General features: G+C 66.7%; 25 protein-coding genes. 15 read left to right on the top strand and 10 right to left on the bottom strand.

The window, feature by feature from the left end:
* Window positions 1-6: 6 nt before the first annotated feature.
* Window positions 7-801 carry an RlmE family RNA methyltransferase gene (locus tag JI664_RS04550; protein ID WP_207012546.1) on the top strand — a complete coding sequence of 265 codons (795 nt, stop codon included), beginning with the start codon at window positions 7-9 and terminating at the stop codon, window positions 799-801.
* A 196-nt stretch (window positions 802-997) separates the two neighbouring features.
* Here the strand turns inward: JI664_RS04550 and JI664_RS04555 are convergent, their stop codons facing one another.
* On the bottom strand, window positions 998-1,726 hold the full coding sequence (locus JI664_RS04555) for a response regulator (RefSeq protein WP_207012547.1): 729 nt from the start codon (window positions 1,724-1,726) through the stop codon (window positions 998-1,000).
* Window positions 1,727-1,868: 142 nt separating this feature from the next.
* Between JI664_RS04555 and mce the strand changes: the two genes are divergently transcribed.
* Window positions 1,869-2,273 (top strand): methylmalonyl-CoA epimerase, encoded by a 405-nt coding sequence (gene mce / locus JI664_RS04560; RefSeq protein ID WP_207012548.1) that lies wholly within the window; start codon window positions 1,869-1,871, stop codon window positions 2,271-2,273.
* Window positions 2,273-2,551, top strand: a complete 279-nt coding sequence (locus JI664_RS04565; protein WP_211201626.1) for a DUF1467 family protein — start codon at window positions 2,273-2,275, stop codon at window positions 2,549-2,551. Before mce ends, JI664_RS04565 begins: the two co-directional genes overlap by 1 nt.
* Before the next feature lie 19 nt (window positions 2,552-2,570).
* Here JI664_RS04565 and JI664_RS04570 read toward each other — a convergent pair whose 3' ends face one another.
* Both JI664_RS04570 and JI664_RS04575 read right to left on the bottom strand, forming a co-directional pair.
* Window positions 2,571-3,257, bottom strand: a complete 687-nt coding sequence (locus JI664_RS04570) for an EI24 domain-containing protein (protein WP_414707717.1) — start codon at window positions 3,255-3,257, stop codon at window positions 2,571-2,573.
* Complete coding sequence (locus tag JI664_RS04575; protein ID WP_207012550.1) at window positions 3,257-3,832, bottom strand: nitroreductase family protein; 576 nt, start codon at window positions 3,830-3,832, stop codon at window positions 3,257-3,259. The genes JI664_RS04570 and JI664_RS04575 overlap by 1 nt, the downstream gene beginning before the upstream one ends.
* Window positions 3,833-3,970: 138 nt before the next feature.
* Here JI664_RS04575 and pcaD point away from each other — a divergent pair, with 138 nt between their 5' ends.
* The 7 genes from pcaD to JI664_RS04610 all read left to right on the top strand — a co-directional run bounded on the left by pcaD (window position 3,971) and on the right by JI664_RS04610 (window position 11,812).
* Complete coding sequence (gene pcaD / locus JI664_RS04580; protein WP_207012551.1) at window positions 3,971-4,774, top strand: 3-oxoadipate enol-lactonase; 804 nt, start codon at window positions 3,971-3,973, stop codon at window positions 4,772-4,774.
* Between the two features lie 70 nt (window positions 4,775-4,844).
* Window positions 4,845-6,053 (top strand): MFS transporter, encoded by a 1,209-nt coding sequence (locus tag JI664_RS04585; RefSeq protein WP_207012552.1) that lies wholly within the window; start codon window positions 4,845-4,847, stop codon window positions 6,051-6,053.
* Complete coding sequence (locus JI664_RS04590; protein ID WP_207012553.1) at window positions 6,050-7,354, top strand: NAD(P)H-dependent oxidoreductase; 1,305 nt, start codon at window positions 6,050-6,052, stop codon at window positions 7,352-7,354. The genes JI664_RS04585 and JI664_RS04590 overlap by 4 nt, the downstream gene beginning before the upstream one ends.
* A gap of 248 nt (window positions 7,355-7,602) precedes the next feature.
* Window positions 7,603-8,691 (top strand): polyamine ABC transporter substrate-binding protein, encoded by a 1,089-nt coding sequence (locus JI664_RS04595; protein ID WP_207012554.1) that lies wholly within the window; start codon window positions 7,603-7,605, stop codon window positions 8,689-8,691.
* 117 nt (window positions 8,692-8,808) lie between these two features.
* Complete coding sequence (locus JI664_RS04600) at window positions 8,809-9,945, top strand: ABC transporter ATP-binding protein (RefSeq protein ID WP_207012555.1); 1,137 nt, start codon at window positions 8,809-8,811, stop codon at window positions 9,943-9,945.
* Between the two features lie 221 nt (window positions 9,946-10,166).
* On the top strand, window positions 10,167-11,012 hold the full coding sequence (locus tag JI664_RS04605; protein ID WP_286173878.1) for an ABC transporter permease subunit: 846 nt from the start codon (window positions 10,167-10,169) through the stop codon (window positions 11,010-11,012).
* A complete protein-coding gene (locus JI664_RS04610) occupies window positions 11,009-11,812 on the top strand; it encodes an ABC transporter permease subunit (protein ID WP_207012556.1) in 804 nt (267 codons plus the stop codon). Before JI664_RS04605 ends, JI664_RS04610 begins: the two co-directional genes overlap by 4 nt.
* A gap of 169 nt (window positions 11,813-11,981) precedes the next feature.
* Here JI664_RS04610 and mbfA read toward each other — a convergent pair whose 3' ends face one another.
* The gene (gene mbfA / locus JI664_RS04615) at window positions 11,982-12,959 is read right to left on the bottom strand and encodes an iron exporter MbfA (protein WP_207012557.1); all 978 of its coding nucleotides are present in this window, start codon (window positions 12,957-12,959) and stop codon (window positions 11,982-11,984) included.
* Between the two features lie 67 nt (window positions 12,960-13,026).
* Window positions 13,027-13,755: a hypothetical protein gene (locus JI664_RS04620; RefSeq protein ID WP_207012558.1), complete on the bottom strand. Its 729-nt coding sequence runs from the start codon at window positions 13,753-13,755 to the stop codon at window positions 13,027-13,029.
* Window positions 13,756-13,990: 235 nt separating this feature from the next.
* On the opposite strand from JI664_RS04620, the gene JI664_RS04625 reads away from it, so the two are divergent.
* Entirely contained in the window at window positions 13,991-15,019 is a 1,029-nt protein-coding gene (locus tag JI664_RS04625) for an alpha/beta hydrolase (RefSeq protein WP_207012559.1), read from the top strand.
* 12 nt (window positions 15,020-15,031) lie between these two features.
* Here JI664_RS04625 and JI664_RS04630 read toward each other — a convergent pair whose 3' ends face one another.
* Complete coding sequence (locus JI664_RS04630) at window positions 15,032-15,499, bottom strand: DUF2269 family protein (protein WP_207012560.1); 468 nt, start codon at window positions 15,497-15,499, stop codon at window positions 15,032-15,034.
* Window positions 15,496-16,791 carry an SDR family oxidoreductase gene (locus tag JI664_RS04635; protein WP_207012561.1) on the bottom strand — a complete coding sequence of 432 codons (1,296 nt, stop codon included), beginning with the start codon at window positions 16,789-16,791 and terminating at the stop codon, window positions 15,496-15,498. The genes JI664_RS04630 and JI664_RS04635 overlap by 4 nt, the downstream gene beginning before the upstream one ends.
* 201 nt (window positions 16,792-16,992) lie before the next feature.
* Here JI664_RS04635 and guaB point away from each other — a divergent pair, with 201 nt between their 5' ends.
* Complete coding sequence (gene guaB, locus JI664_RS04640) at window positions 16,993-18,444, top strand: IMP dehydrogenase (protein ID WP_207012562.1); 1,452 nt, start codon at window positions 16,993-16,995, stop codon at window positions 18,442-18,444.
* Window positions 18,445-18,462: 18 nt separating this feature from the next.
* Here the strand turns inward: guaB and JI664_RS04645 are convergent, their stop codons facing one another.
* Window positions 18,463-18,666, bottom strand: a complete 204-nt coding sequence (locus tag JI664_RS04645) for a hypothetical protein (RefSeq protein ID WP_207012563.1) — start codon at window positions 18,664-18,666, stop codon at window positions 18,463-18,465.
* A gap of 114 nt (window positions 18,667-18,780) precedes the next feature.
* On the opposite strand from JI664_RS04645, the gene JI664_RS04650 reads away from it, so the two are divergent.
* A complete protein-coding gene (locus JI664_RS04650) occupies window positions 18,781-19,095 on the top strand; it encodes a DUF4389 domain-containing protein (RefSeq protein WP_207012564.1) in 315 nt (104 codons plus the stop codon).
* Between the two features lie 343 nt (window positions 19,096-19,438).
* Here the strand turns inward: JI664_RS04650 and ychF are convergent, their stop codons facing one another.
* Window positions 19,439-20,536, bottom strand: a complete 1,098-nt coding sequence (ychF, locus tag JI664_RS04655) for a redox-regulated ATPase YchF (protein WP_207012565.1) — start codon at window positions 20,534-20,536, stop codon at window positions 19,439-19,441.
* A gap of 74 nt (window positions 20,537-20,610) precedes the next feature.
* A complete protein-coding gene (locus JI664_RS04660) occupies window positions 20,611-21,021 on the bottom strand; it encodes a CopD family protein (RefSeq protein ID WP_207012566.1) in 411 nt (136 codons plus the stop codon).
* Between the two features lie 113 nt (window positions 21,022-21,134).
* Between JI664_RS04660 and trpA the strand changes: the two genes are divergently transcribed.
* Window positions 21,135-21,926, top strand: a complete 792-nt coding sequence (gene trpA / locus JI664_RS04665) for a tryptophan synthase subunit alpha (RefSeq protein WP_207012567.1) — start codon at window positions 21,135-21,137, stop codon at window positions 21,924-21,926.
* Between the two features lie 108 nt (window positions 21,927-22,034).
* Window positions 22,035-24,098: a methyl-accepting chemotaxis protein gene (locus JI664_RS04670; protein ID WP_207012568.1), complete on the top strand. Its 2,064-nt coding sequence runs from the start codon at window positions 22,035-22,037 to the stop codon at window positions 24,096-24,098.
* The last annotated feature ends 21 nt before the right edge of the window (window positions 24,099-24,119 follow it).

Below are 24,119 nucleotides of genomic sequence, written 5' to 3' on the forward strand. Positions count from 1 at the left end.
CGGGCCATGGTGAAACCCCCATCGAAGGGCGGCACGAAAAACACCTCGGGGCGCGGGCAGCGCGACCTGAAGGTCAAGGTGAAGACCGCCAAGGGACGGCGTCTCAGTTCGACCCGCTGGCTTGAGCGGCAGCTCAACGACCCTTATGTCGCCCGCGCCCGGCGCGAAGGCTATCGTGGCCGCGCGGCGTTCAAGCTTCTAGAGCTGGACGACAAGTTCCGCTTTCTCGTTCCCGGCGCACGCGTCGTCGATCTGGGCTGCGCGCCCGGCGGCTGGCTGCAGGTGGCTGTCGCGCGCGTCAACGCGCAGGGCGAGAAGAAAGGCAAGCGCATCGGCACCGTTCTGGGCGTCGATCTGCAAGAGGTCGAGCCGCTCGCGGGGGCCGACGCGCATGTGCTCGATTTTCTCGAAGACGGCGCGGATGACAAGGTCAAGGTCTGGCTCGACGGGCAAGCCGATGTGGTGATGTCGGATATGGCCGCCTCGGCCTCCGGTCACAAGCAGACCGACCATTTGCGCATCATGGCCTTGTGCGAACACGCCGCGCATTTCGCTTTCGACGTGCTGTCCGAGGGCGGCACCTTCGTGGCCAAGGTTCTGGCCGGCGGGGCCGAGGGCGAGCTGCAGCAGCTTCTCAAGCAGAACTTCACCAAGGTGCACAACGTCAAGCCGCCCGCCAGCCGCGCCGACAGTTCCGAGAAATACGTGGTCGCGCTGGGTTTTCGCGGCACGCCGGGTCAGGCGAATGACGATCCCCGCAACGACCCGCTTCCCGACCCGATGCAGGACGACGACGTGTGACAGGGGCGCGGGTAAAGCCGTGGTCCCGTTCCGCGCGCCCGTGACAGCGCCTTTCGGGCGCCGTTGCTCTCCATCGGCCCGCCCCTGCCGCCGCGCCCCTATCTTTGATCCACAAATATCCCGGGGGTGCGGGGGCTGGCCCCCGCCTGCCGCCACATGCGCGACCGGTTCTTAGGGCACCCCGAGCCCCGCGGCCTCAGAAAACCGAGGCTTCCTTCTCTGCCGAGGCCACCAGCGCCCGGATCCGCTCGCCATCTCCGTCGCGGGCGGCGGACAGGGCGGCGCGGGCCAGCCCCCGATCCGGCAGCGCCTGCCCGACCGAGGCCAGAAGCTGCCCGGCATAGCGCAGCCGCGCCGGGTCGCTTCCCTCGGCCACGAGGTCGCGCACGCGACGCAGATCGTCGCGCAGCGCCAGCGGATCGGCGCCGGCATTGCATTGGCGCGGTGGCCCGTCCGGCCCCCAGTCGGGGTCGGTCAGCGCCAGCCGGGGCGCAAGATCGCCCGCCATCACTGCCAGATGCTGCTTCAGGCTTACGGGTTTGAGCAGGAAGGCATCCGCCCCGGCGGCCATGACAGGCCCTTCCATCCCGGCATCGCCGCTGACCCCCACCAGCCGCAAGGGACGCTGGCGGGCCCCGGCAAGATGCGCGATCAGGTCCAGTCCCGAGCCATCGGGCAGTCCCGGATCGACCAGCACGATATCGGGCCGGTAGACGCGCAGATGCGTCGCTGCATGGCCCAGCGATTCGGCGCGGCGCAGACGGATGCCGACGCGGCGGCAGATCAGGCGCACGGCCTCGGCGGCGATGCGGCTGTCTTCGACCAGCAGCATCGTGCGCGGCGGGCAGGCGAAACCGGGCGCGGGGTGGGACAGGCTGGTACGCGCCCGGTGCGCGGCAGCGTCTGGAAGGCGGGGGTCGGGCATCGGCTACCTCCGGTCTGTCGGCCCATCATCCGCCCAGTGTGCCCCGGTTTGGTTCACGAAGCCTTAAGCCCCTGCGGCCTTGCGCCGCTTGCTTTCTGAGCGCTGCGGCGCCATGAAACGCGCAAGCACCAAGGGGGAAACCATGATCGGACGCCTGAACCACGTCGCCATCGCCGTGCCGGACCTTCACGCCGCGGCGGCGCAATACGCCAACACGCTGGGCGCCGATGTCGGCGCGCCGCAGGACGAGCCCGAGCACGGCGTGACGGTCGTCTTCATCACGCTGCCCAATACCAAGATCGAATTGCTGTATCCGCTGGGCGAGAACAGCCCGATTCAGGGGTTCCTCGACAAGAACCCGGCGGGCGGCATTCACCATATCTGCTACGAGGTCGACGATATCCTCGCCGCGCGCGACAAGCTGAAAGCCGACGGTGCGCGCGTTCTGGGAACCGGCGAGCCGAAGATCGGCGCCCATGGCAAGCCGGTGCTGTTTCTGCATCCCAAAGATTTCAACGGCTGCCTCGTGGAACTGGAGCAAGTCTGATGATCAACCCCGTCTCCGCCTTCGTTCTTTACGCCTTCATCTGGTTTCTGACCCTGCTGGTCGTCCTGCCCCTGCGGCTGAAAACGCAGGGCGAGGCCGGAACGGTGGTCGCCGGAACCCCCCAGTCCGCGCCCGCCAATCTGAATATCGGCCGCAAGTTCCTGATGGCCACGATTTTCGGCACGCTGGTCTGGCTGGTCGTTGCCGGGATCATCCTGTCGGGCTGGATCACCATTCAGGATATCGACGTGTTCCATCGCTGGATGATGGGCGTCTGAGCCGCCCGCGCCCGCTGTTTCACCGCATCGCGATGCGGTGAAACAGGTGGGTAAAGGCCGCGACCCCGAAGACCGGCACGAACAGGTTGAGGATCGGCACGCTCAGCGGAATCGCGAACAGGATCCCGGCGATCCAGAGCGTCGCGAAATTCGCGCGGCGCATCCGGTGGGCATCGTCCGCCGACATCCGGCGCAGGGCGACCATGGTGAAATATTCGCGCGACAGTAGGAAGCCGTTGATCGCCCAGAACACCAGGAAGCCCAGCCCGGCGGTGAAGATCACGATAATCAGCCCGACGAGGTTCAGCGCGACCAGAAGCCCGAAATAGCGCAACGAATCGATGATCGTTTCCCAGATCCCCGCCTGGCTTGCCGGGGGCAGGCCGGGATAATGCTCGGCCTCGACCGCATCCGCGACGGTGTCCAGAAAGATGCCGGTAAAGGCCGAGGCCACCGGCACCATCAGGAACACCGACAGCACCAGCATCACCGGGATCGAGGCCAGCGACAGCACCGTGTCGATCCCGCCGATCTCGCCGATCCAGGGCAAGCTGAACGTGTCGGGCACGAAAAACTGGATCAAGGTCACCAGCACCGCGCAAAGCGCCACCAGAAGCCCGATGGTCAGGGCCAGTCCCAGCAGCACCACGCGGCGAAAGCGCGGGTCGTCGAACTGACCGAGCGCCTTGAATATCGCGCCGAAAATCATGCGCCGACCCGCGAGACGATGGCCGACAGATCGGGGCGCGGGCGCTCGGAGGGGGGCGTTTCGCAGCTGCCCAGATGCACGAAGCCCGCGATCTGTTCATGGGGTTCAAGCCCAAGCCCCTGTTCCATGAAAACGCGGTCGAACGCCGCCCAGCCGGTGATCCACGCGGCCCCCCAGCCCGCCGCGAGCGCGGCATTCACAAGGCTCACGCAGACCGCGCCGGCCGAAAGAAGCTGTTCGAGTTCCGGCGCTTTTTCGGACGGCACAGGCGAGGCCACGACGGCGACGATCAGCGGCGCGTTCTCCCAGCTGGCCGCCGATTTCGCGACCTTGGCGGGATCGATACCCAGCACCGGACCCCGCTCGCGGATCAAAGCGGCCAGCCGCTGGCGCGCGGGCGCTTCCAGGATCATCAGCCGCCACGGCACCAGCGCGCCGTGATCGGGCACGCGGGTTGCGGCGGTCAGCAGCGTGTCGAGCGCCGGACCTTCGGGCGCGGGAGATTTCAGCGCACCGGCAGGGCGCGAACGGCGGGTGAGCAGGAAATCCATCACCGGGTTGGAATGCGTCATCAGGGGAACCTTCCGGGCTGTCTTGTCGCGCTGAATGTGCGGTTTCCGGGCCGGGATGCAACCCGTATCGGCGGGCTTTCCCGCTCTTGCCGTGCCCCGCGAAACCGCCGACACTGAGCCCAAGCAAGGGGGAAGCACATGCACATGGCCGATCTGGGCGATCTTCGCCTGCATTATCAGCTCGACGGGGATCCGGACGGCGCGCCCGTTGTGCTGATCCACGCGCTGGGCACGGATCTGCGGCTTTGGGATGCGCTGGTGCCGCGGCTTCCGCCGGGGCTGCGGATCCTGCGCTATTCGCTGCGCGGGCATGGGCTGTCCGATGCCCCGCCCGCGCCCTATTCGATGGGGGCTCTGGTGCGCGATGCCGAGCGGCTGATGGCGCATGTGGGGATGCGCGACGCGCTGGTCGTGGGGCTGTCCATCGGCGGGCTGGTGGCGCAGGGACTGGCGGTGAAGCGGCTCGATCTGGTGCGCGCGCTGGTCCTGTCAAATACCGCGGCCAAGATCGGCAACGCCGATGTCTGGGGCCAACGCATCGCGCAATTGCACGAAACGGGGATCGAGGGGCTGGCCGATGCCACGCTGGATCGCTGGTTCGGCAGGGCGTACCGGCAATCCGACGCCGCGCGGGGCTGGCGCAACATGGTGACGCGCACCCCGTTCGACGGCTATGTCGGATGCTGTCACGCGATTTCGGGGACCGATTTCTACACGCCGACCTCGGGTCTGCGGCTGCCCCTGCTGGCGATCGCGGGGTCGGAAGACGGCTCGACCCCGCCCGATCTGGTGCGCGAAACCGCCGATCTGGTCCCCGGCGCCCGGTTCGAGCTGATCCAGGGCGCCGGCCATTTACCTTGCGTGGACAGTCCCGACGCCTATGCCGCGCTGCTTGCCCGGTTCATACAGGAAACCGGCCATCTGGAGCCAAATGTTGAATAAGTATCAGTTTGAACCGACGAAAGCGGCTGTCTGCCCCTATCTGACGTTCGATAAGTCTTAAGCCAGACGGATGCGCCCGGCGCTGCCCGTCGTCTTCATCCTGATCACGCTGATGCTGGACGCCATCGGCTTCGGGCTGATCATGCCGGTTATGCCCGACCTGATCCGCGAGGTCACGGGCGAAGACCTGTCCCACGCCGCGCTCTGGGGCGGGGTTCTGGTGGCCTCGTTCGCGGTGATGCAATTCCTGTTCGGCCCGGTGGTCGGCAACCTGTCGGACCGTTTCGGGCGCAAGGCCGTGCTGCTGGTGTCGCTGGGAATGTTGGCCGCGGATTACCTTGTGCTTGCGCTAGCGGGCAGCATCTGGCTGATCTTCGTGGCGCGGCTGGTCAATGGTGTGACCTCGGCCACCTATGGCACCGGCATGGCCTATCTCGCCGATATCTCGACACCCGCGCAGAAGGCGCAGCGCTTTGGCCTGATCGGCGCGGCTTACGGTGCGGGCTTTGTCTTCGGCCCGGCGGTCGGCGGGATGCTGGGCGAGTATGGCACCCGCGCGCCGTTCTTCGCCGCCGCTGCCGTCGCGGCGCTCAACCTGCTGTTCGGCTTCGTGGTGATGCGCGAATCGCTCAGGCCCGAGCACCGCCGCGCCTTTCACTGGCGCCGTGCCAATCCCTTCGGCGCCTTCCGCTCGATCGGGCGGTTACCGGGACTGGGCCGCTACCTGACGATCTTTGCCGCGTTCGAGGTGGCGTTTCTGGTCTATCCCGTCATCTGGGCCTATTTCGCCACCGCCCGCTTCGGTTGGAGCGCGGGTCAGGTCGGCCTGTCGCTGGCCTATTACGGGCTGTGCATGGTGCTGGTGCAAGGCGTGCTGATGCGGGGAGTGATCGCCCGGTATGGTCGCGGCGGGACGATGGTGCTGGGTCTGAGCGCCGCCATGCTGGCCTTCTGTGCACAGATTTTCGTCGAAAACGGGGTGATCGCGCTTGCGCTGCTTCCGCTCGCGGCCTTGCCGGGGCTGGTGAGCCCCACGCTTCGGGCCGAAATGTCCGACCGCGTCGAGGCCGATCAGCAGGGCGAATTGCAGGGCGCGCTTGCGTCGATCCATGCGCTGGGCATGATCGTGGCGCCGCTGGTTTATACCCGGATCTTCGCGGCCTTTACCGGCGACGCGGCGTTCTTGCCTCTGCCCGGCATGGTCTTCGCGTTGCCCGCCGCGCTGAGCTTGCTCAGCCTGATCCTTCTGCGTTCGCGTCCCGAAAGGAATACCGCATGAACCTGTCCCGTCTCGCCGCCGCCCGTGCCGATGCCGGAAACCCCGTCCGCGTGGGGCTGATCGGCGCGGGAAAATTCGGCTCGATGTTTCTGGCGCAGGTGCCGCATATCGCCGGGCTCAGCGTCACGCATATCGCCGATCTCGACCCCGAGCGCGCCCGCGCCGCCTGCCGCACAGTCGGTTGGAGCGCCGAGCGCATCGCCGCGACCGCCTTCACCGATGATGGTCTGGACCTTGTGCGCCAGCCGCTCGACGTGGTGATCGAGGCCACCGGAGCGCCCGAAGCGGGCCTTAACCACGCGCGTGCGGCGCTGGATGCCGGGCGGCACGTCGTCATGGTCAATGTCGAGGCCGATGTGCTGGCCGGGCCGGTTCTGGCCGAGCAGGCACGCGCGGCGGGGTTGGTCTATTCCATGGCCTATGGCGATCAGCCTGCCTTGGTGAGCGAACTGGTCGACTGGGCGCGCGCGACCGGGTTCGAGGTCACGGCGGCGGGGAAGGGGACGAAGTACCTGCCGTTCTATCACCATGTCACGCCCGACGACGTCTGGTCGCATTACGGCCTGACGCCCGAGGAAGCGGCGGCGGCGGGCATGAACCCGCAGATGTTCAACAGTTTTCTTGATGGCACAAAATCCGCGATCGAAATGTCGGCGATTGCCAATGCCTGCTTGCTGGACGTGCCCGAGGACGGCCTGGCCTTTCCGCCCTGCGGTGTCGACGATCTGGCGCGCATCCTGCGTCCGCGCGGCGTGGGCGGCCAGCTGGCGCGCGACGGGCTGGCCGAGGTCGTCTCGTCGCTTGAACGCGACGGGCGACCGGTGTTCCGCGATCTGCGCTGGGGCGTCTATGTGGTGATGAAGGCACAAAACGATTATGCCGCCGCCTGCTTCCGGCAATATGGCCTGCCCACGGATGAGACCGGCCAATACGCCGCGATGTACAAACCCTTCCACCTGATCGGGATGGAGCTGTCGGTAAGCGTTCTCTCGGCGGCCTTGCGGGGTGAGGCCACGGGCCAGACCCGCGAATGGCGCGGCGACGCCGTGGCGGTTGCCAAGCGCGATCTGAAGGCGGGCGAGACGCTCGACGGGGAAGGGGGCTTCACCGTCTGGGGCCGGGCCTGCCCGGCGCGGGTCTCGGCCGCGCAGCAGCTTCTGCCCATCGGGCTGGCGCATCGCGTTCGTCTCACCCGCGACATCGCGCAGGGGGCGTTGCTGGGCATGGCCGATGTCACGCTCGACGAATCGATGACCGGGGTGCGGCTGCGCCGGCAGATGATCGCCGCGCAGGCCGGCTGACGATGTCGTTGCACAACTGCCCGCCGATCGGGCAGCGGCGGGGGCCACCAGCCTGCGCGCGCGCCGCCGATATGGCCACAGGTATTCAGGCTTGAGTTTTGATCAAATCGCGTCAGGGTGAACGAAACCCGGATATGCGGGCGCTCTGGACGCAGCGCATTGCGCATGTCTAGACTGAGCGAAACGGGGCCCGGAAAGGCCCTGTCAAAAAGACGGCCACGAAAAAGGCCACCAACAGGGAGACTATCATGAAACGCTCGATCTTCGCCGCGGCGGCACTTGGCATGGCCGTACCGGCAGCGGCGCAGGCCGAAGGCAGCCTGAACCTTTATATCTGGTCGGATTACATCACCGATGCCGCCATCGAACGCTTTGCCGAGGAATACGACGTCGATGTCACCGTCGATGTCTACGATTCGAACGAAACGCTGGAAGCCCGCCTGATGGCCGGGGCGACGGGCTACGACATCGTCGTGCCAACCGCCGATTTCATGGCCCGCCAGATCGCCGCCGGGGTTTATCAGCCGCTCGATTACGACCTGCTGCCCAACGCGTCGAACATGGATGCGGATCTGATGGCCGAGGCCGCGACCTTCGATCCCGAGAACGAACATGCCGTGATCTACATGTGGGGCACGACCGGCATTGGCTATAATGTCGACATGATCGCCGAGCGTCTGGGCGAGGATTACGAGGTCGACAGCTGGTCGCTGGTCTTCGATCCCGAGATCGCCGCGCAGGTCGCCGATTGCGGGATCAGTTTCCTCGACGCCCCGACCGAGATGTTCCCCGCCGCGCTGGCCTATCTGGGCCGCGACCCGCAATCGCGCGAGACCGAGGATCTTGAAGCCGCCGCCGAATTGCTGGGCTCGGTGCGCGAATACGTCCGCTATTTCCACTCGTCGCAATACATCTCGGACCTCGCCAACGGCGAGACCTGCGTTTCGGTGGGCTGGTCGGGCGACGTTTTCCAGGCCGCTGACCGCGCGGCCGAGGCCGATCGCGGCGTGAATGTGTGGTATGCGATCCCGAAAGAGGGCGCGCTGGTCTGGTTCGATATGCTCGCCGTCCCCGAGGACGCGCCCAATGTGGAGAACGCCCATGCCTTCATCAACTTCCTGATGGAGCCCGACGTCATCGCCGAGATCACCAACTACGTCTGGTACGCCAATGCCAACGAGGCCTCGGTGCCGCTGGTGGACGAGGAAATCACCTCGGATCCCGCGATCTTCCCGACCGACGAGGTGATGGACCGGCTGTTCACCGCCGTGACCTATGGCTCGCGCGTTGACCGGGTCATCTCGCGGCTGTGGACCGGCGTGCGTACGGGCCAGTAAGGCCGCGCCGTCACGCCCGCATAACCCCCGTCCGCCAAAAGGCGGGCGGGGCGCGATCCCAGAGCAGTTGACACTCGTGTTCCCCCTGTAGCGTTTCCTTGCGCGGAGCCTCGTCCGATGACCAGCAATCCGGCGCTTGCCGTGAATACCCGCCCCTGGACCGACCCGAACGCCCAGCCGTTCATCTCGATCCGGAACATCACCAAGCGCTTCGGCGATTTCACCGCCGTCAATGATGTCAGTCTGGATATCTACCGATCGGAATTGTTCTGCCTGCTGGGCGGCTCGGGCTGCGGGAAATCGACGCTGCTGCGGATGCTGTCGGGGTTCGAGACACCGACCTCGGGCAAGATCCTGATCGACGGGCAGGACATGGCTGGCGTTCCCGCCGACCGACGTCCCACCAACATGATGTTCCAGTCCTACGCGCTTTTCCCGCATATGTCGGTCGAGAAGAACGTGGCCTATGGCCTTCTGCGCGAAGGAAAATCCAAGGCCGAGGCGGCCGAGCGGGCGGCCGAGATGCTGAAGCTCGTCAAGCTCGACAGCTTCGCCCGGCGCAAGCCGCACCAATTGTCGGGCGGTCAGCGTCAACGCGTGGCGCTGGCCCGCGCGCTGGCCAAGCAGCCCAAGGTGCTGCTGCTCGACGAACCCTTGGGCGCGCTGGACAAGAAGCTGCGCGAAGAGACGCAGTTCGAGCTGATCAACATCCAGGAAACGCTGGGCGTTACCTTCATCGTCGTGACCCATGATCAGGACGAGGCAATGACGCTCGCCACCCGGATCGGCGTAATGACCGATGGTGTGATCGCCCAGATCGGCGAGCCGCGCGAGATCTACGAGACCCCGAAATCGCGCTTCGTGGCCGATTTCATCGGCTCGGTAAACCTGTTCGAGGGGCGCGTGGGCCCTGCCGCGCCCGACCTCATGCGCGTCGAGACCGAGGATCTGGGCTCGGTCTCGGTGCCGTCGGCGCCGGGGCTGACGCAGGGCCAGACCGTGTGGCTTGCGATGCGCCCCGAACGCGTCTGGCTGACGCGCGAGCCGAAACCCGGCGCCGTCAATTCCGTGCCCGGCGTGGTCATGGATATGGGCTATGTCGGGCATATGTCGTCCTACATGGTCCGGCTGGCCAATGGCCGTCAGGTGCGCGTCACGCAGGCCAATGAATCGCGCCGCGACAACCCGATCAGCTGGGACGAAAGCGTGCATGTCAGCTTTGAACCCGGCGATTTCCGGGTGCTGACGCAATGAGCGCGGCGCCCGACAGCCCCGCCCGCAGAAAGCTGGCCCTGTCGCCGGCCATGATCATCGCCCCGCTCGTCGTGATCGCGCTGATGCTTGTACGACGCTGGCTGTTTCTGCCCGAGGATCTGGTGCTGCTGATCGGCGCGGCATTGCTCTTTGCCTTTGGCGGTTTCGTTCTGGGCAAGCTGGTGGGACTGCCCGACCGCTGGATCGTCATAGCCGTGCCGATGCTGTGGCTCTTCGTCTTCTTCCTCGTGCCGTTCTTCGTGCTGGGCCGCATTTCGCTGGCTGAGACGATGATCGCCCGCCCGCCTTATTCGCCCCTATGGGAGCGCGGCGACGATGGCGGGATCGAGATCATCGCGAGCCTCGAGAATTACCGCTTCCTTCTGTCGGATGCGCTATACGTCAACGCCTATCTGTCCTCGCTGAAGATTGCCGGGATCTCGACGATTTTCGCGCTGCTGATCGGCTATCCCATCGCCTATTACATCGCCCGCTCGCCCGAGCCGCGCCGGTCGATCCTGCTGCTTCTGGTGATCCTGCCGTTCTGGACCTCGTTCCTGCTGCGGGTCTATGCGTGGATCGGTTTCCTCAGGCGCGAGGGGGTGATCAATAACGTGCTGACCTGGGCGGGTATCATCGACGAGCCGCTAGTGATGATGCAGACCGATTTCGCGGTCTATATCGGTATCGTCTATACCTATCTGCCCTTCATGATCCTGCCGCTCTACGCCAATCTGGTGAAGCTGGACGGCGCGCTGCTGGAAGCGGCGAGCGATCTGGGGGCCTCGCCCGTGACCACCTTCCTGACCGTGACCCTGCCGCTGTCGGTGCCCGGCATCATCGCCGGCTCGATGCTGGTCTTCATCCCGGCCATCGGCGAATACGTCATTCCGGCTTTGCTGGGCGGACCCGACACGCTGATGATCGGGCGCATCCTGTGGGACGAGTTCTTTTCGGCCCGCGACTGGCCGGTGGCCTCGGCGGTGGCGATTGTCATGCTGGTGCTGGTGGTGCTGCCGATCATGTGGCTGCAATCGGTGCAGAACCGGCAGGAGGTACAGGAATGAGACGCGGCTGGTTCCTGCCCCTGTTCGCCACGCTGGGCTTCGGTTTTCTTTATGCGCCGATTGTTTCGCTGATCGTGTTTTCCTTCAATGAAAGCCGTCTGGTTACGGTCTGGGGCGGGTTTTCGACCCGCTGGTACGGCGAGCTGATCAGCGACGGGCAGCTTCTGGAGGCGGCCTGGGTCAGCCTGAAGATCGCCACGATCAGCGCCTCGCTGGCGGTGGTGATCGGTACGCTCGCGGCTTTCGTGCTGACCCGCTTCGCGCGGTTTCGCGGCAAGCTGTTGCTGACCGGCATGGTCACCGCGCCGCTGGTGATGCCCGAGGTGATCATCGGCCTGTCGCTGCTGTTGCTGTTCGTGGCGATGGAGGGGATGCTGGGCTGGCCCGCCGGGCGCGGCATGACAACCGTCATCATCGCCCATTCGACCTTTTGCGCGGCCTATGTCGCGGTGATCGCGCAGTCGCGGCTCAGGGATATGGATGAAAGTCTTGAGGAAGCGGCGCGCGATCTGGGGGCCGGGCCGGTGAGGGTGTTCTTCGACATTACCCTGCCGGTGATCGCGCCGGCGCTGGTTTCGGGCTGGCTCTTGGCCTTCACGCTGTCGCTCGATGATCTGGTGATCGCAAGCTTCGTATCGGGGCCGGGCGCCTCGACCCTGCCGATGGTGATCTTTTCCAAGGTCCGGCTGGGCGTGAGCCCGGATGTAAACGCGCTGGCCACGATCATCATCGGTATCGTCGCGCTGGCGGTGACCGTCGCGGGTATCCTGCTGATGCGGCAGACCCGGCGGGCGCGGTAAAGGCACGCGGGCGGCTACCGCCCCGAGGCGCCTGTAAGTCCGGGGGGGAAGCTGCCCCGACGCTATTGCAAGTGCGGGGGGCTGCCGCCCCCCGGGCCCCCCGCTTCAAGGAGGGTTTTCCACCCTCCTTGAAAATCCTCCCGAGGATATTTCCGGATCAAAGATGCGCTCAGCCGCCGCCGATAATCGCGCCGGCGGCAAAGACCAGCGCGCCGCCCAGCACCACCTGAAACGTGGCGCGCAGGAAGGGGGTCTGCATGTAGCGGTTCTGGATCCACGCGATGGCCCAGAGTTCGACAAAGACCACGATCATGGCGATGATCGTCGCGGTCCAGAAATGCGGGATCAGATAGGGCAGCGCATGGCCGAGGCCGCCCAGCGCGGTCATCACCCCGGCGGCGATGCCGCGCTTGACGGGAGAGCCGCGCCCCGAGAGCTGGCCGTCATCCGAGGCGGCCTCGGTAAAGCCCATCGAGATGCCAGCGCCGACCGAAGCCGCGAGGCCGACAAGGAACGTCGTATGCGTGTTCTGCGTGGCGAAGGCGGTGGCGAAGATCGGAGCCAGTGTCGAGACCGAGCCGTCCATCAGCCCCGCAAGCCCCGGCTGCACCCAGGTCAGCACGAATTGACGATGCGCGTTCTCGTCCTCGGTCGAGCGGGCCTCGCCGCCCAGATGCTTCTCTTCGAGCGCGTGGGCGGCGTTTTCGTGCCCCAGCTCGGCCGCCGCCAGATCGCCCAGCAGGCGGCGCGTTTCGGCGTCTTGCGTGCGCTGGGCGGCCAGCTGGTAGAAGCTGCCCGCCTGCCGCTCCATCGCCTCGGCCTCGCCGCGGATCTGTTCCAGCGTCATCGTCTCCATCAGCCAGACGGGCTTGCGGGCATAGAACCCCGCGACATGCTCGCGCCGGATCAGCGGGATGACATCGCCGAAGCGGATGCGGTGCAGCGCGATCAGGCGCTGACGGTGGCGGTCTTCTTCTTCGGCCATGCCGTCGAAGACCGCCGCAGAGGCCGGGTAATCGGCGCGCAGCCGCTCGGCATAGGTGCGGTAGATGCGGGCGTCGTCCTCTTCGGACGAGATGGCGAGCGCGAGCACTTCCTGCTCGGAGAGATCGCGAAACTGGCGGCGGCTGCCGAGAATGGAAAACATCACGAGCCTGTCTGGTTGTTTAGAATGTTTCTAAACTGTCGTCCGGGTGGCGGCAAGTCATTGGCGCTCAGTCTGTGACGAAATAGCGCGAGAGACGGTCATGGCGCGACTGGCCGGACCAATGGGCGAAGGGCCACAAGTAATACCAGACCAGCGCGAGCGCCCCGGCGGCCACGGCGGCGATCACGCCGCCCGGTCCCAGAGCCGCGGCGGGCAGGCCGCCGGTCAGCGCGGGAAGCGCGGCGATCAGCACCAGCGGGCCCAGCCGCAGGGTTTCGCGCCACAGGGGCAGGGGGGTGGCCCCGTTCACGGGCGCGATCCGCAGCCGCACGAGGGCCTTGCCGGGGCTGCGCCAGCCGAGCCGCGTCGCCCCCGCGCTTAGCGCGAGCAGCAGTGCCAGCACCATCAACCCGCCCGGATGGCGCGGATCGACCGGGTCGAGCACGGCATTGACCGGAATCACCAGCCGGCGGCTGGTCCGGTCCGGCGTCTCGGCGCCCAGCACCACGCGCAGTTCGCGGCCATCGGGGAGGCCGTAGAGGCTGCGCTCGCACAGGCGCAGCGAATAGGGGCCGGGCGCGCCCAGAAGCTCGGTCAGCCAGTCCGGGGCGCTGTCGAGATCGCCGCATTTGGTGCTGCGCAGCGTCAGCGGCGGCGCGGGCAGGCGCAGCCCGTCATCGGTAAACGGCACCATCGTCGCCGTGACCAGCCCGAAGACCAGCGCGACATCCACCATCAGGGCCAGCAACCGGCGCACGAGGAAGGGACGGACAAGCGGGGCGGAGGATTGGGGCACGGGCAGGGTTCCGGGCAGGCTTTGGGGATCGGGATTGGAGATTGGAGATTGGAGATTGGGGCGGTGGTGACACGGATGGCGCGCGCTGGCAATGCGGCGCGACGGCGCTGTTGCAGGGCGCGGGACCAACGGCGCGGGCGGGCAAAGGACCTAACGTCCTGAAAACCCGCGCCTCCGGATCCCCCTCTTGATCCTGACGCCGTTCTCGTGCCCTCTGGGGCAAAAGGGGGACAGGATGAACAAATTCGCGATGGTGCTGAAGCTGGCGGTGGCGCGCGCACCGGAACCGCTGGCGGCTTTGTGGTTCGCCGGACGGCGCAGAATGGTGGACGGGCGGCGCATTGACGCCAAGGCTCAGGCGCTGGGCGAGTTGTTCAACGCGATCCGGGTGCCCGGCGTGATTCCGACGATCGAGCAGAGCCGCGCCTCGCTTCAGGTGCTGGCCGACAAGTTCGACACGCTGTCGCCTGCGGCGGTCACGAAGCGCGACGTGACGATCGCGGGCGGCGATGGCGACCGGCCCGCTCGGATCTACGACACACGGCCCGACGACAAAGCGCGCCCGACGCTGGTCTATATCCATGGCGGCGGCTGGGTGCAGGGCGGGCTCGATACGCATGACGGGCTGTGCGGGCAGATCGCGCTGGAAGCGGGGATCCGCGTCATCTCGCTCGATTACCGGCTGGCGCCTGAGCATCTGTGGCCCGCTGGACCCGACGACGTGTTGGCGGCGTGGCTGGCGCTGATGGCGGCGCCCGAGGAATGGGGCATCGATCCGGCACGCATGGCGGTGGGGGGCGACAGTGCAGGGGGCAACCTGACTGCGGTGCTGATGCATGACCTGCAGGTGCGGGGCGTGGTGCTGCCAAAGCTTCAGGTGCTGATCTATCCGGCGGTCGACAGCCGGGGCGAGACGCGCTCGATGGAGGTTCTCAAAGACGCCTATGTGCTGCCGCGCGACCGGATCGACTGGTACATGGACCAATACGTGCCCGCCGGGCAGGACCGCACCGATCCGCGCATCTCGCCGATCTTCTCGGACCGGCTGGCGGGCCAGCCCGAGGCGCTGATCCTGAATGCGGGCCACGATCCGCTCTGGGATGACGGCAACAATTACCACGCGGCGCTGACAGAGGCGGGAGTCGCATCGCGGCTGCATTCCTTCCCCGGGCAGGTCCATGCCTTTGTCTCGGCCCGTCGCGCGATCCCGCAGGGGGCCGAGGCGACCACGGTCATCAGCGACTGGCTGCGCGAAAAGCTCTGAGGCACGGGGCACTCAGCCAAGCGCGGGCGTGGTCAGCATCAGCCAGATGATCGCCAGCATGGCCGCGAAGGCGGGAAAGCCGAAGGCGAACCACAGCCGATAGAGCCGGCGATAGGCCGGGGGCAGGGGCGTGCCCTCGCGCGCGGCTTGTCGCGCCAGGTCGCGCAGGCGGATTTGCATCCACACCACCGGTAGCCAGAAAGCGCCGACGAACAGATAGAGCGCGACGGAGAGCAGGATCCAAGGTTCGGAAAGCGGCCAGCCGCGATCGAGCGCCAGCAGCACGCCGGTTACCGGCTGCGCCAGCGCGGCGGTCGCGGTGAAGAGCGTGTCGGCGATGACCACGATCCCGGCCGTATGCGCGATCAGCGCAGGGTCGCTACTGCGCTGCGCCATCACCATGAAAAAGGCGATCCCGGCGCCGGTGCCCATCAGCACCATGGCGCCAAGCACGTGGAGATAGAGCAGCAGGTCGCTCATCGCGGCTCTATCAGGCTTGCCACGATCAGCGCCAGCGGCAGCGCAGGCAGGACCTTGACCATCGGGCCCATCGGGTCGAGCCACAGATCGGGCGCGACTATGAGACTACCCAGCAGATAGCTGCCCGCCACCGCGATCATCCCCATCGCCGCCCTGCGCGCCCAACGCCGCCACAGGATCGCCAGCCCCAGCGCGACGTCGAACACGCCACCGATCAGCGCGATCGCCATGGCCGGACCGGGGGCCATGCCGCGCAGTGTCAACACCTCGGCCGAGCGTTGCGGTTGGGCCAGTGCGATCAGCCCCGACGCCATCCAGAACAACGCCAGCACGCCGATGGCGAGCGGAAGCAGCAGGTACATCCGCGCGAACCAGCGATCCTGCGGCGTGGCGGGCATCGCGGCAAGCGTGGCCTCGAAGTTCTTGCAGGGCGCTCCGCCCGCCGCCTGCCAGGCCGCAGGATCGCCGGTGATGCCGTCGCGCAGGCTGACCAATGCGTTGGTCCTGAGCGGCCCGCGCCAGCCCAGCCGCCCCAGCCCATCGGCGAACCGCCCGGTCAGACGCGCCAGCGGCTCGGGCAGGGTGAGCGCGGTGCGCCACGGCGGCAGGCCCAGCCACGCGCGCATCTGCTCGGTGGTGGCGGCGAAAGAGCGGGACTCGGCTTCCGTAAGGTCGTAGATCCGCTGTCGGGGGATCCCGCCCTGCGCGGCTGTCACCACCGCCTGCGCGAGATCGGCCAGCGCCACGGTCTGCACGGGAGCGTCGGGGAAGACCCGGAAATGCAACAACGGCGCGGCCGCTGCCGCGCGCAAAAGCGCGGTGCCGCCATAGGCTGCGGGGGCGAGAACCAGCGTCGGGCGCAGGATGATCCAGTCGAGCCCTGAAGCCATCAGCCGCGCATCGCCCCGCGCTTTCGAGCGAAAGAAGGCGGTCGGCGAGTCGGGCGAGACCCCGGCGGCTGAGATCTGCACAAAGCGCGTCGCACTGTCCCCGAGCCCGTCGATCAGCGCACCGAGCGCGCGGTCATGCACCCCGTCCAGATCGTCGCGCGGCCCGTCTTGCAGCGCGCCCGCCGCATTCACCACGACATCCGCGTCCGCCAGATCGGCGCGCCACGTCGCAGCATCGGTGGTGACCAGATCGCGGAAAAGCCAGTCGACCGCCAGCCCGCTCTGTGCCGCCGCCGCGCGCGAGCGTCCCACCGCCGTGACCGCGTATCCCGCCTGCGCCAGCGCCCGGCAACAGGCCGCGCCGATCAATCCGTAGCCACCGAGAACGAAGGCGCGTGGCATCGTTGCCTCCTGCTTGTGCGCTGCAACCGGCGGCAGGGTTCCACGCGCCGCGACGCTTGGCAACTCTGCGCGCGCGCGGGCAAGCCTGCGCGGGGCCCGTTCCCTGTGCCCCCGGAATCAAGGGCCGTCAGGCCTTTTCTTTCCCCCGATCCCGTGCAATAGGGCGGTGCCAAGCGATGCCATCCCCCACAGGAGCACCCCATGCAGATTCGCGAGGCCCTCACCTTCGACGACGTCCTTCTGGTTCCCGCAGCATCCTCGGTGCTGCCGTCAACCGCCGATGTCTCGACCCATGTGACCAAGTCCATCCGGCTGAACATCCCGCTCCTGTCCTCGGCCATGGATACCGTGACCGAGGCCCGCATGGCGATCGCCATGGCGCAGGCGGGCGGCATGGGGGTCATTCACCGCAATCTCGACCTTGAAAAACAGGCCGACGAGGTGCGCCGCGTCAAGCGCTTCGAGTCGGGCATCGTCTATAACCCGATCACGCTGACCGCGAACGCCACGTTGGCCGATGCGCAGGCGCTGGCCGAGCGCTATAACGTCACGGGCTTCCCGGTGGTGGACGAGAAAAACCATGTCGTGGGCATCGTGACCAACCGCGACATGCGGTTTGCCGACGACCCCAAAACCCCTGTCCATGCGATGATGACGGCGGATAACCTCGCCATCCTGCGCGAGCCCGCCGACCGTGCGGAAGCCCGCAGCCTGATGCATGCGCGCCGGATCGAGAAACTGCTCGTTGTCGATGGCGAGGGGCGCCTGACAGGCCTGCTGACGCTCAAGGACACCGAAAAGGCTGTGCTGCACCCGATGGCCTGCAAGGACAATCTGGGGCGCCTGCGGGTCGCGGCGGCCTCGACCGTGGGCGATGCTGGTTTCGAGCGCTCGGCGGCCCTGATCGATGCGGGCGTTGACCTTCTGGTCATCGACACCGCGCATGGCCATTCGGCCTCGGTCGCGGAAGCGGTCGAGCGGGTCAAGGCGCTGTCCAATTCGGTGCAGGTGGTCGCGGGCAACGTCGCCACGTCGGAAGCCACCAAGGCGCTGATCGGCGCGGGCGCGGATGCGGTCAAGGTGGGGATCGGGCCGGGCTCGATCTGCACGACGCGGATCGTTGCGGGCGTGGGCGTGCCGCAGCTGACGGCGATCATGGATTCCTCTGAGGCGGCGGGCGACGTGCCGGTGATCGCGGATGGCGGCATCAAGTTCTCGGGCGATTTCGCCAAAGCGATTGCGGCGGGGGCCTCCTGCGCGATGGTCGGCTCGGCCATCGCCGGTACCGATGAGGCGCCGGGCGAGGTGATCCTGTATCAGGGCCGGTCGTACAAATCCTATCGCGGCATGGGCTCGCTCGGCGCCATGGCGCGCGGCTCGGCCGACCGGTATTTCCAGAAGGACGCGGCCTCGGACAAGCTGGTGCCCGAAGGGATCGAAGGGCAGGTGCCCTATAAAGGCCCGGCGGGCACGGTGATTCACCAGCTCGTGGGCGGGCTTCGCGCGGCGATGGGCTATACCGGCAACGCGACGGTCGCGGATATGCGCCGGGGCTGCAATTTCGTGAAGATCACCGGCGCGGGCCTGAGCGAAAGCCATGTCCACGACGTGCAGATCACCCGTGAAAGCCCCAATTACCGGCTGGGGTCGTAAAAAGGCGCCGGTTCGGGGTCACAGGATCCCGAACCCGACCGCCAGCGCGCCCAGCACGATGACCGTACAGAATAGCGCGGCCATCAGCCACGCCTCACGTCGCGCCTCCTTGGGCGTGAGCGATGGCGGCGGTGGCGAATGCGGGTCCTGCGCGCGCAGCCGCTTGTGCAACGCGCGGCGGGCTTCGCCGCGCATCGGGTTCCTGAGACGATGTCTGGCCATGGTTCTGCTCCTTCTACAGGCTGATCACAGCAGAGCATCTCCGCCGCCGCAAGTCCGGGCCTTGCCGCCCGCGCGGGCTTGCGCCAAGCTCACGCCAAAGGAAAGGGCCCCGACATGACCGAGCGCGAGCGCCAGCATCCGCATCTGCACGACGAAGACGACGAAGGCCCGGTTGAGCTGAGCTTTCCCCAGCTTGTCCCGCGGCTCTTGTGGATCGTGGTCATCACCATGCTGATCAGCGTGGCGCAATCGATCCTGTTCGCGGTGGCGATGCTGCAAATGCTGATCATGGTGGTCAATCGCGGGCGCCCGAATGAGGAGCTCGGCGATTTCGGTTCGATGGTCGGCGCCTGGGTCGCCAAGGCCGCGCGCTACCAATCCGCCGCGAGCGAGCAGAAGCCCTGGCCCTGGACCCCGATGGGGTCGTAAGCGGCGGATAAAGGCGGCCGAAGCGTGCTCCCACCCGCCCACCCCGCGCGCTTCGGCCGCTTCCGCCTTTGCCGGACCCGGCGGGGATGCGTGGCGGGTTGTTTGAGTATTTGTGGCAAAGTGAAACGGCATGGGGACGGCGACGTGCCACCATGCGGCGGCAGGGCGTCAGGCTGGGCCCCCGCCATCTTTGATCCGCAAATATCCCGGGGGTGAGCGCGTCAGCGCGAGGGGGCGAGCAGCCCCCTTTCTGGTGCCGAGCGAAGCGAGGCACCCCGGTCGCGCGAGACCTGCGGGCCGGAGGCCTGCCGGGCAAGGGCGAAACCCCTCACCTGTTCTTCGCTCATGCGTTGAAGAGGAAATGCAGGACGTCGCCGTCCTTGACCTCGTAAGTCTTGCCCTCGACACGGAACTTGCCCGCTTCTTTGGCGCCGGCCTCGCCGTTGCCCGCGACGTAATCGTCGAAGGCAACGGTCTCGGCGCGGATGAAGCCCTTTTCGAAGTCGCCATGGATCACGCCTGCCGCCTGCGGGGCCAGCATGCCCGTGCGGATCGTCCAGGCGCGGGCCTCTTTGGGGCCGACGGTAAAATAGGTCTGCAGGCCCAGAAGCTCGTAGCCCGCGCGGATCAGCCGGTCGAGGCCCGCTTCCTCAAGCCCCATCTCGTCGAGGAACATCTCGGCTTCCTCGCCTTCGAGCTGGCTGATCTCTTCCTCGATCCGGGCCGAGATCACGACCGTGCCCGCGCCTTGACGCGCCGCCATTTCCGCCACGCGGTCGGACTGGCTGTTGCCCTTCGCGGCCGAGGATTCCTCGACATTGCAGACATAGAGCACCGGTTTCGAGGTCAGAAGCTGCAGCATCCGCCAGGCTTTCTGGTCGTCCTCGGACACCTCGACGCTGCGCGCGGGCTTGCCGTCTTCTAGCGCCTTTTGCGCGACGGCAAGCAAGCGGTCCTGTTCGGCGGCTTCCTTGTCGTTGCCCTTCAGCTTGCGCGACAGGTTCGCGCGGCGCCGTTCGATCGATTCGAGATCGGCGAGCATCAGCTCGGTCTCGATCGTCTCGGCATCTGCCACCGGGTCGATGCGGCCTTCGACATGGGTGATGTCGCCATCCTCGAAGCAGCGCAGCACATGGGCGATGGCGTCGCATTCGCGGATATTGGCCAGAAACTGGTTGCCCAGCCCTTCGCCCTTGGAGGCGCCGCGCACCAGCCCCGCGATATCGACGAAGGTCATGCGGGTGGGGATGATCGCCTTCGATCCCGCGATCGCGGCCAGCGTTTCCAGCCGCGCGTCGGGCACCGCCACGTCGCCCACATTGGGTTCGATCGTGCAGAAAGGGAAGTTCGCGGCCTGCGCCGCGGCGGTTTTCGTGAGCGCATTGAACAGGGTCGACTTGCCGACATTCGGCAGACCCACGATGCCCATCTTGAAGCCCATCTGATACCCTCCGGCGCTTGGTTCGCGCCGCTTCTAGGGCCTTGTGCCCAGCACGGCAAGGGTCGGAACGGGTCTCAGAAGGGTTTGACCACCACGACCCACAGGATCGCGATCACGCCCAGCACGCTGACCTCGTTGAAGATGCGCAGGAACAGGTCGCTTTCGCGGAACTCGCCGTGCCGCGCGCGTCCGACCATGACGCCGGTATAGACGTAATGCGCGGCCAGCAACGCCACGAGCGTGATCTTCACATGCGTCCAGGGCGCAAAGCTCCAGACCGACCATGCCAGCCACAACCCGGTGATCGCGGCGATGATCCCGAGGCCCGAGGAAAAGCGATAGAGCCGGTAGGTAAGCTCTCCCAATTGCGTGGCGTCTCCCCCCGCAGCGGCCCGCTTCCAGTAGATCAGCGCGCGCGGCACGGCGAAGATCGAGGTCATCCAGCCCATGACGCAGAGAATATGTATGATCAGGATCCAGTTCATGCGCCCTCAATGCCCGCGCGCGGGGCAGGGCGCAAGGGCTTGGCGCGGCCAAGGCCCTTGATTTCCGGCGCGCGCGCGTGCAAGGCCTGTGGCCGAGATTGACGGGGGCTTCCATGACACGGATCGACGACACTTTCGCCCGCCTGCGCGCCAAGGGGCGCAAGGCCTTCGTGGCCTATATGATGGGCGGCGATCCCGACGAGGCGACCTCGCTCAAGGTGATGCGCGGTCTGCCCGGCGCGGGCGTCGACATCATCGAGCTGGGCCTGCCCTTCACCGACCCCATGGCCGATGGCCCGACGATCCAGCGTGCCGGTCAGCGCGCGCTTGATGGCGGCATGACGACCGACAAGGTGCTGGCCATGGCCCGCGCGTTCAGGGAAACCGACAGCACCACGCCGATCGTGCTGATGGGGTATTACAATCCGATCTATTCGCGCGGCGTCGAGCGTTTCCTGAAAGACGCGACCGAGGCCGGGATCGACGGCCTGATCATCGTCGATCTGCCACCCGAAGAGGATAGCGAGCTGTGCATTCCCGCGCAGAAGGCCGGGCTGAACTTCATCCGCCTCGCCACGCCGACCACCGATGACCATCGCCTGCCCACGGTGCTGCAGAATACTTCGGGCTTCGTCTATTACGTCTCGATCACCGGGATCACCGGCGCGGCGGCGGCCGAAGCGGGCGATGTCGCGCCCGAGGTCACGCGGATCAAGGCGCAGACCGACCTGCCGGTGATCGTGGGTTTCGGCATCAACACGCCAGAGGCCGCGCAATCCATCGCTTCGGTCGCGGATGGCTGCGTCGTGGGCTCTGCCATCGTCAAGCTCATCGGCGAGGGCAAACCCGTGGCCGAGGTGCTGGACTTCGTGGCCGGCCTTGCAGACGGCGCGCACCGGGGCTGAGGCGCCGGAATGCCTGCCCCCCGAGCTCTGACCTCTGGGCCGGGCCACATACATCAATGATTCACGTTTCGCGTGTAGGCAGAGGCTTTCTGTGTGCGGAGCGTTTGCATGACATTGCGAAACCTTGTCTTTCTCCTCGCGGCGATTCCCCTTCTGGCGCTTGTCGCGGTCAGCTCTTTCGTCGGGTTCGAGCGATGGCAGGTTTACCGCGGCGCGCTGGAGACACAGGCAGACGCCGCGGCAAACATCTCGCTGACCGATCTGGTGCACCGCTTGCAGATCGAACGGGGGCAAAGCGCCGGGTTTCTTGCCTCGAACGGGGTTAATTTCGCCGCAGACCTGCCTCAGGCGCGCGCTATCACCGACCGCATGATCGCGCAGGCGGGCGGTGCCATTCCGCCGGAAAGCGCGCAGGCGCTCGACGGGCTTGCCCGGATGCGCGCGCAGATCGACGCACTTGACGCGACCGGGCCGCAATCGGGCCAGTATTACACCGGCGTGATCCGCAGCCTGCTGCACTATCTCGAAGACCAGATGACCGATCAACACGATGCCAGTATCGCAGCCTTGCTCGCGGGCTTCGTGGCGCTTGCCGAAAGCAAGGAAGCTGCCGGGCTGCAGCGCGCGGCGGGGGCGGGTGGTCTGGGCGGCGGAGTGTTCACCCCGGATCTGTATCGGGCCTTCGTCGAACGGGGGGCGGCCGAAGATGTCATGCTGTCGCTCGCCCGCGCCGAGTTAAGCGAATACCTCGCGGTGCCCGACCTGACCGAGGTGCAGGCACAGACCGGCGTGACCGCGATGCGCGCGGCGATCCTTGCCGCAGGGCCGGGCGGGAGTGTTCCGGACCTGACCGCGCCGCAATGGTTCGCCGCCGCCACCGCCTGGATCGACAGCCTGGCCGAGGTCGAAGTCCGGCTCATGGGGGAAATCACCCGCCTTGCCGAGGACCACGCCGCGCAGGCGCTCTCCAGTTTCCTGCTGCATTCGGGGCTGGCCCTGCTGGGTGTGGCGGGTAGTGCGGCAATCGGCATCTATGTAATGCGTCTCTTGCGCCACAATATGGCTGCGATCAGTACCGCGTTGGAAAGGCTCGGCAATCGCGACTACGCCGCGATCAGCCGTCCCGCGAAGCTGACCGCCGAAGTGGGGCATCTGTTCGATGCTGTCGAAACCGCAGGTGACGAACTCAGAGATGCCGATGCGCGGATCGAAGCGGCGGCGGCCTCGGCGCGCTCGCAGGTGACGGACGAACTCGATTCGGCCTTCACCCGGCTGGCCGATGGCGATCTGATGTGCGGGATCGACACCGCTTTCCCGCCGGAATTCGAAAGCCTGCGCCAGCGTTTCAACGACGCGGTCGAGCGGCTGCGTCTGGCGATCAGCGGCGTGTCGGGCGCGGTCGTGGCGTTCCGCGAATCCAGCGGCGAGATGGCGCGTGTGACCGACGACATGTCGCGCCGCACCAGCTCGCAGGCGGCCTCGCTCGAAGAAACCACCGCCGCGCTCTCGCAGCTCTCGGACATGGTGGGTGGCACGGCGAAAGCCTCGAAAGAGGCGGGCGAAGCGGCGGTGGGCCTGCGGTCCAGCGCGATCGAGGGGCGTGGCCGTGTCGACGAGGCGATCGCGGTCATGCACCGGATCGCCAGATCGTCCGAGGAAATGACACGCATGGTCTCGATGATCGACGACATCGCGTTCCAGACCAACTTGTTGGCGCTGAATGCCGGGGTCGAGGCCGCGCGCGCGGGCGAGGCGGGGCGCGGCTTCGCCGTCGTTGCGTCGGAAGTACGCGCGCTTGCGGTGCGTTCGGCCGAAACGACGAACGAAATCCGCAGCCTGATCAAGGGCTCGGTGGACATCGTCCAACAAGGCGTCTCGCTGGTCGAGGTGGCGGCGCAGACCTTCCACAAGATCGGCGAAGGGGTCGAGGGCGCAACCGTTTCAATGGAGAAGATCGCCCATGACACGGTCTCTCAGGCATCGAGCATCGCCGAGATTAACGCGGCCATGCTGTCGCTCGATCAGGTGACGCAGCAGAACGCGGCGATGGTGCAGGACAATTCCGAACTGATCGGCGCGCTTAATGAAAAATCGAACGACATCCGCGATCTCATCGGGGCATTCCGGTTCGGCGAGCCTTCCGGGGGCCAGACTCAAATGCGCGCGGCGTGATGGGACGTTGACTTGTGGGTG

This window comes from Rhodobacter sp. NTK016B (assembly GCF_017303295.1).
GTDB lineage: Bacteria > Pseudomonadota > Alphaproteobacteria > Rhodobacterales > Rhodobacteraceae > Pararhodobacter.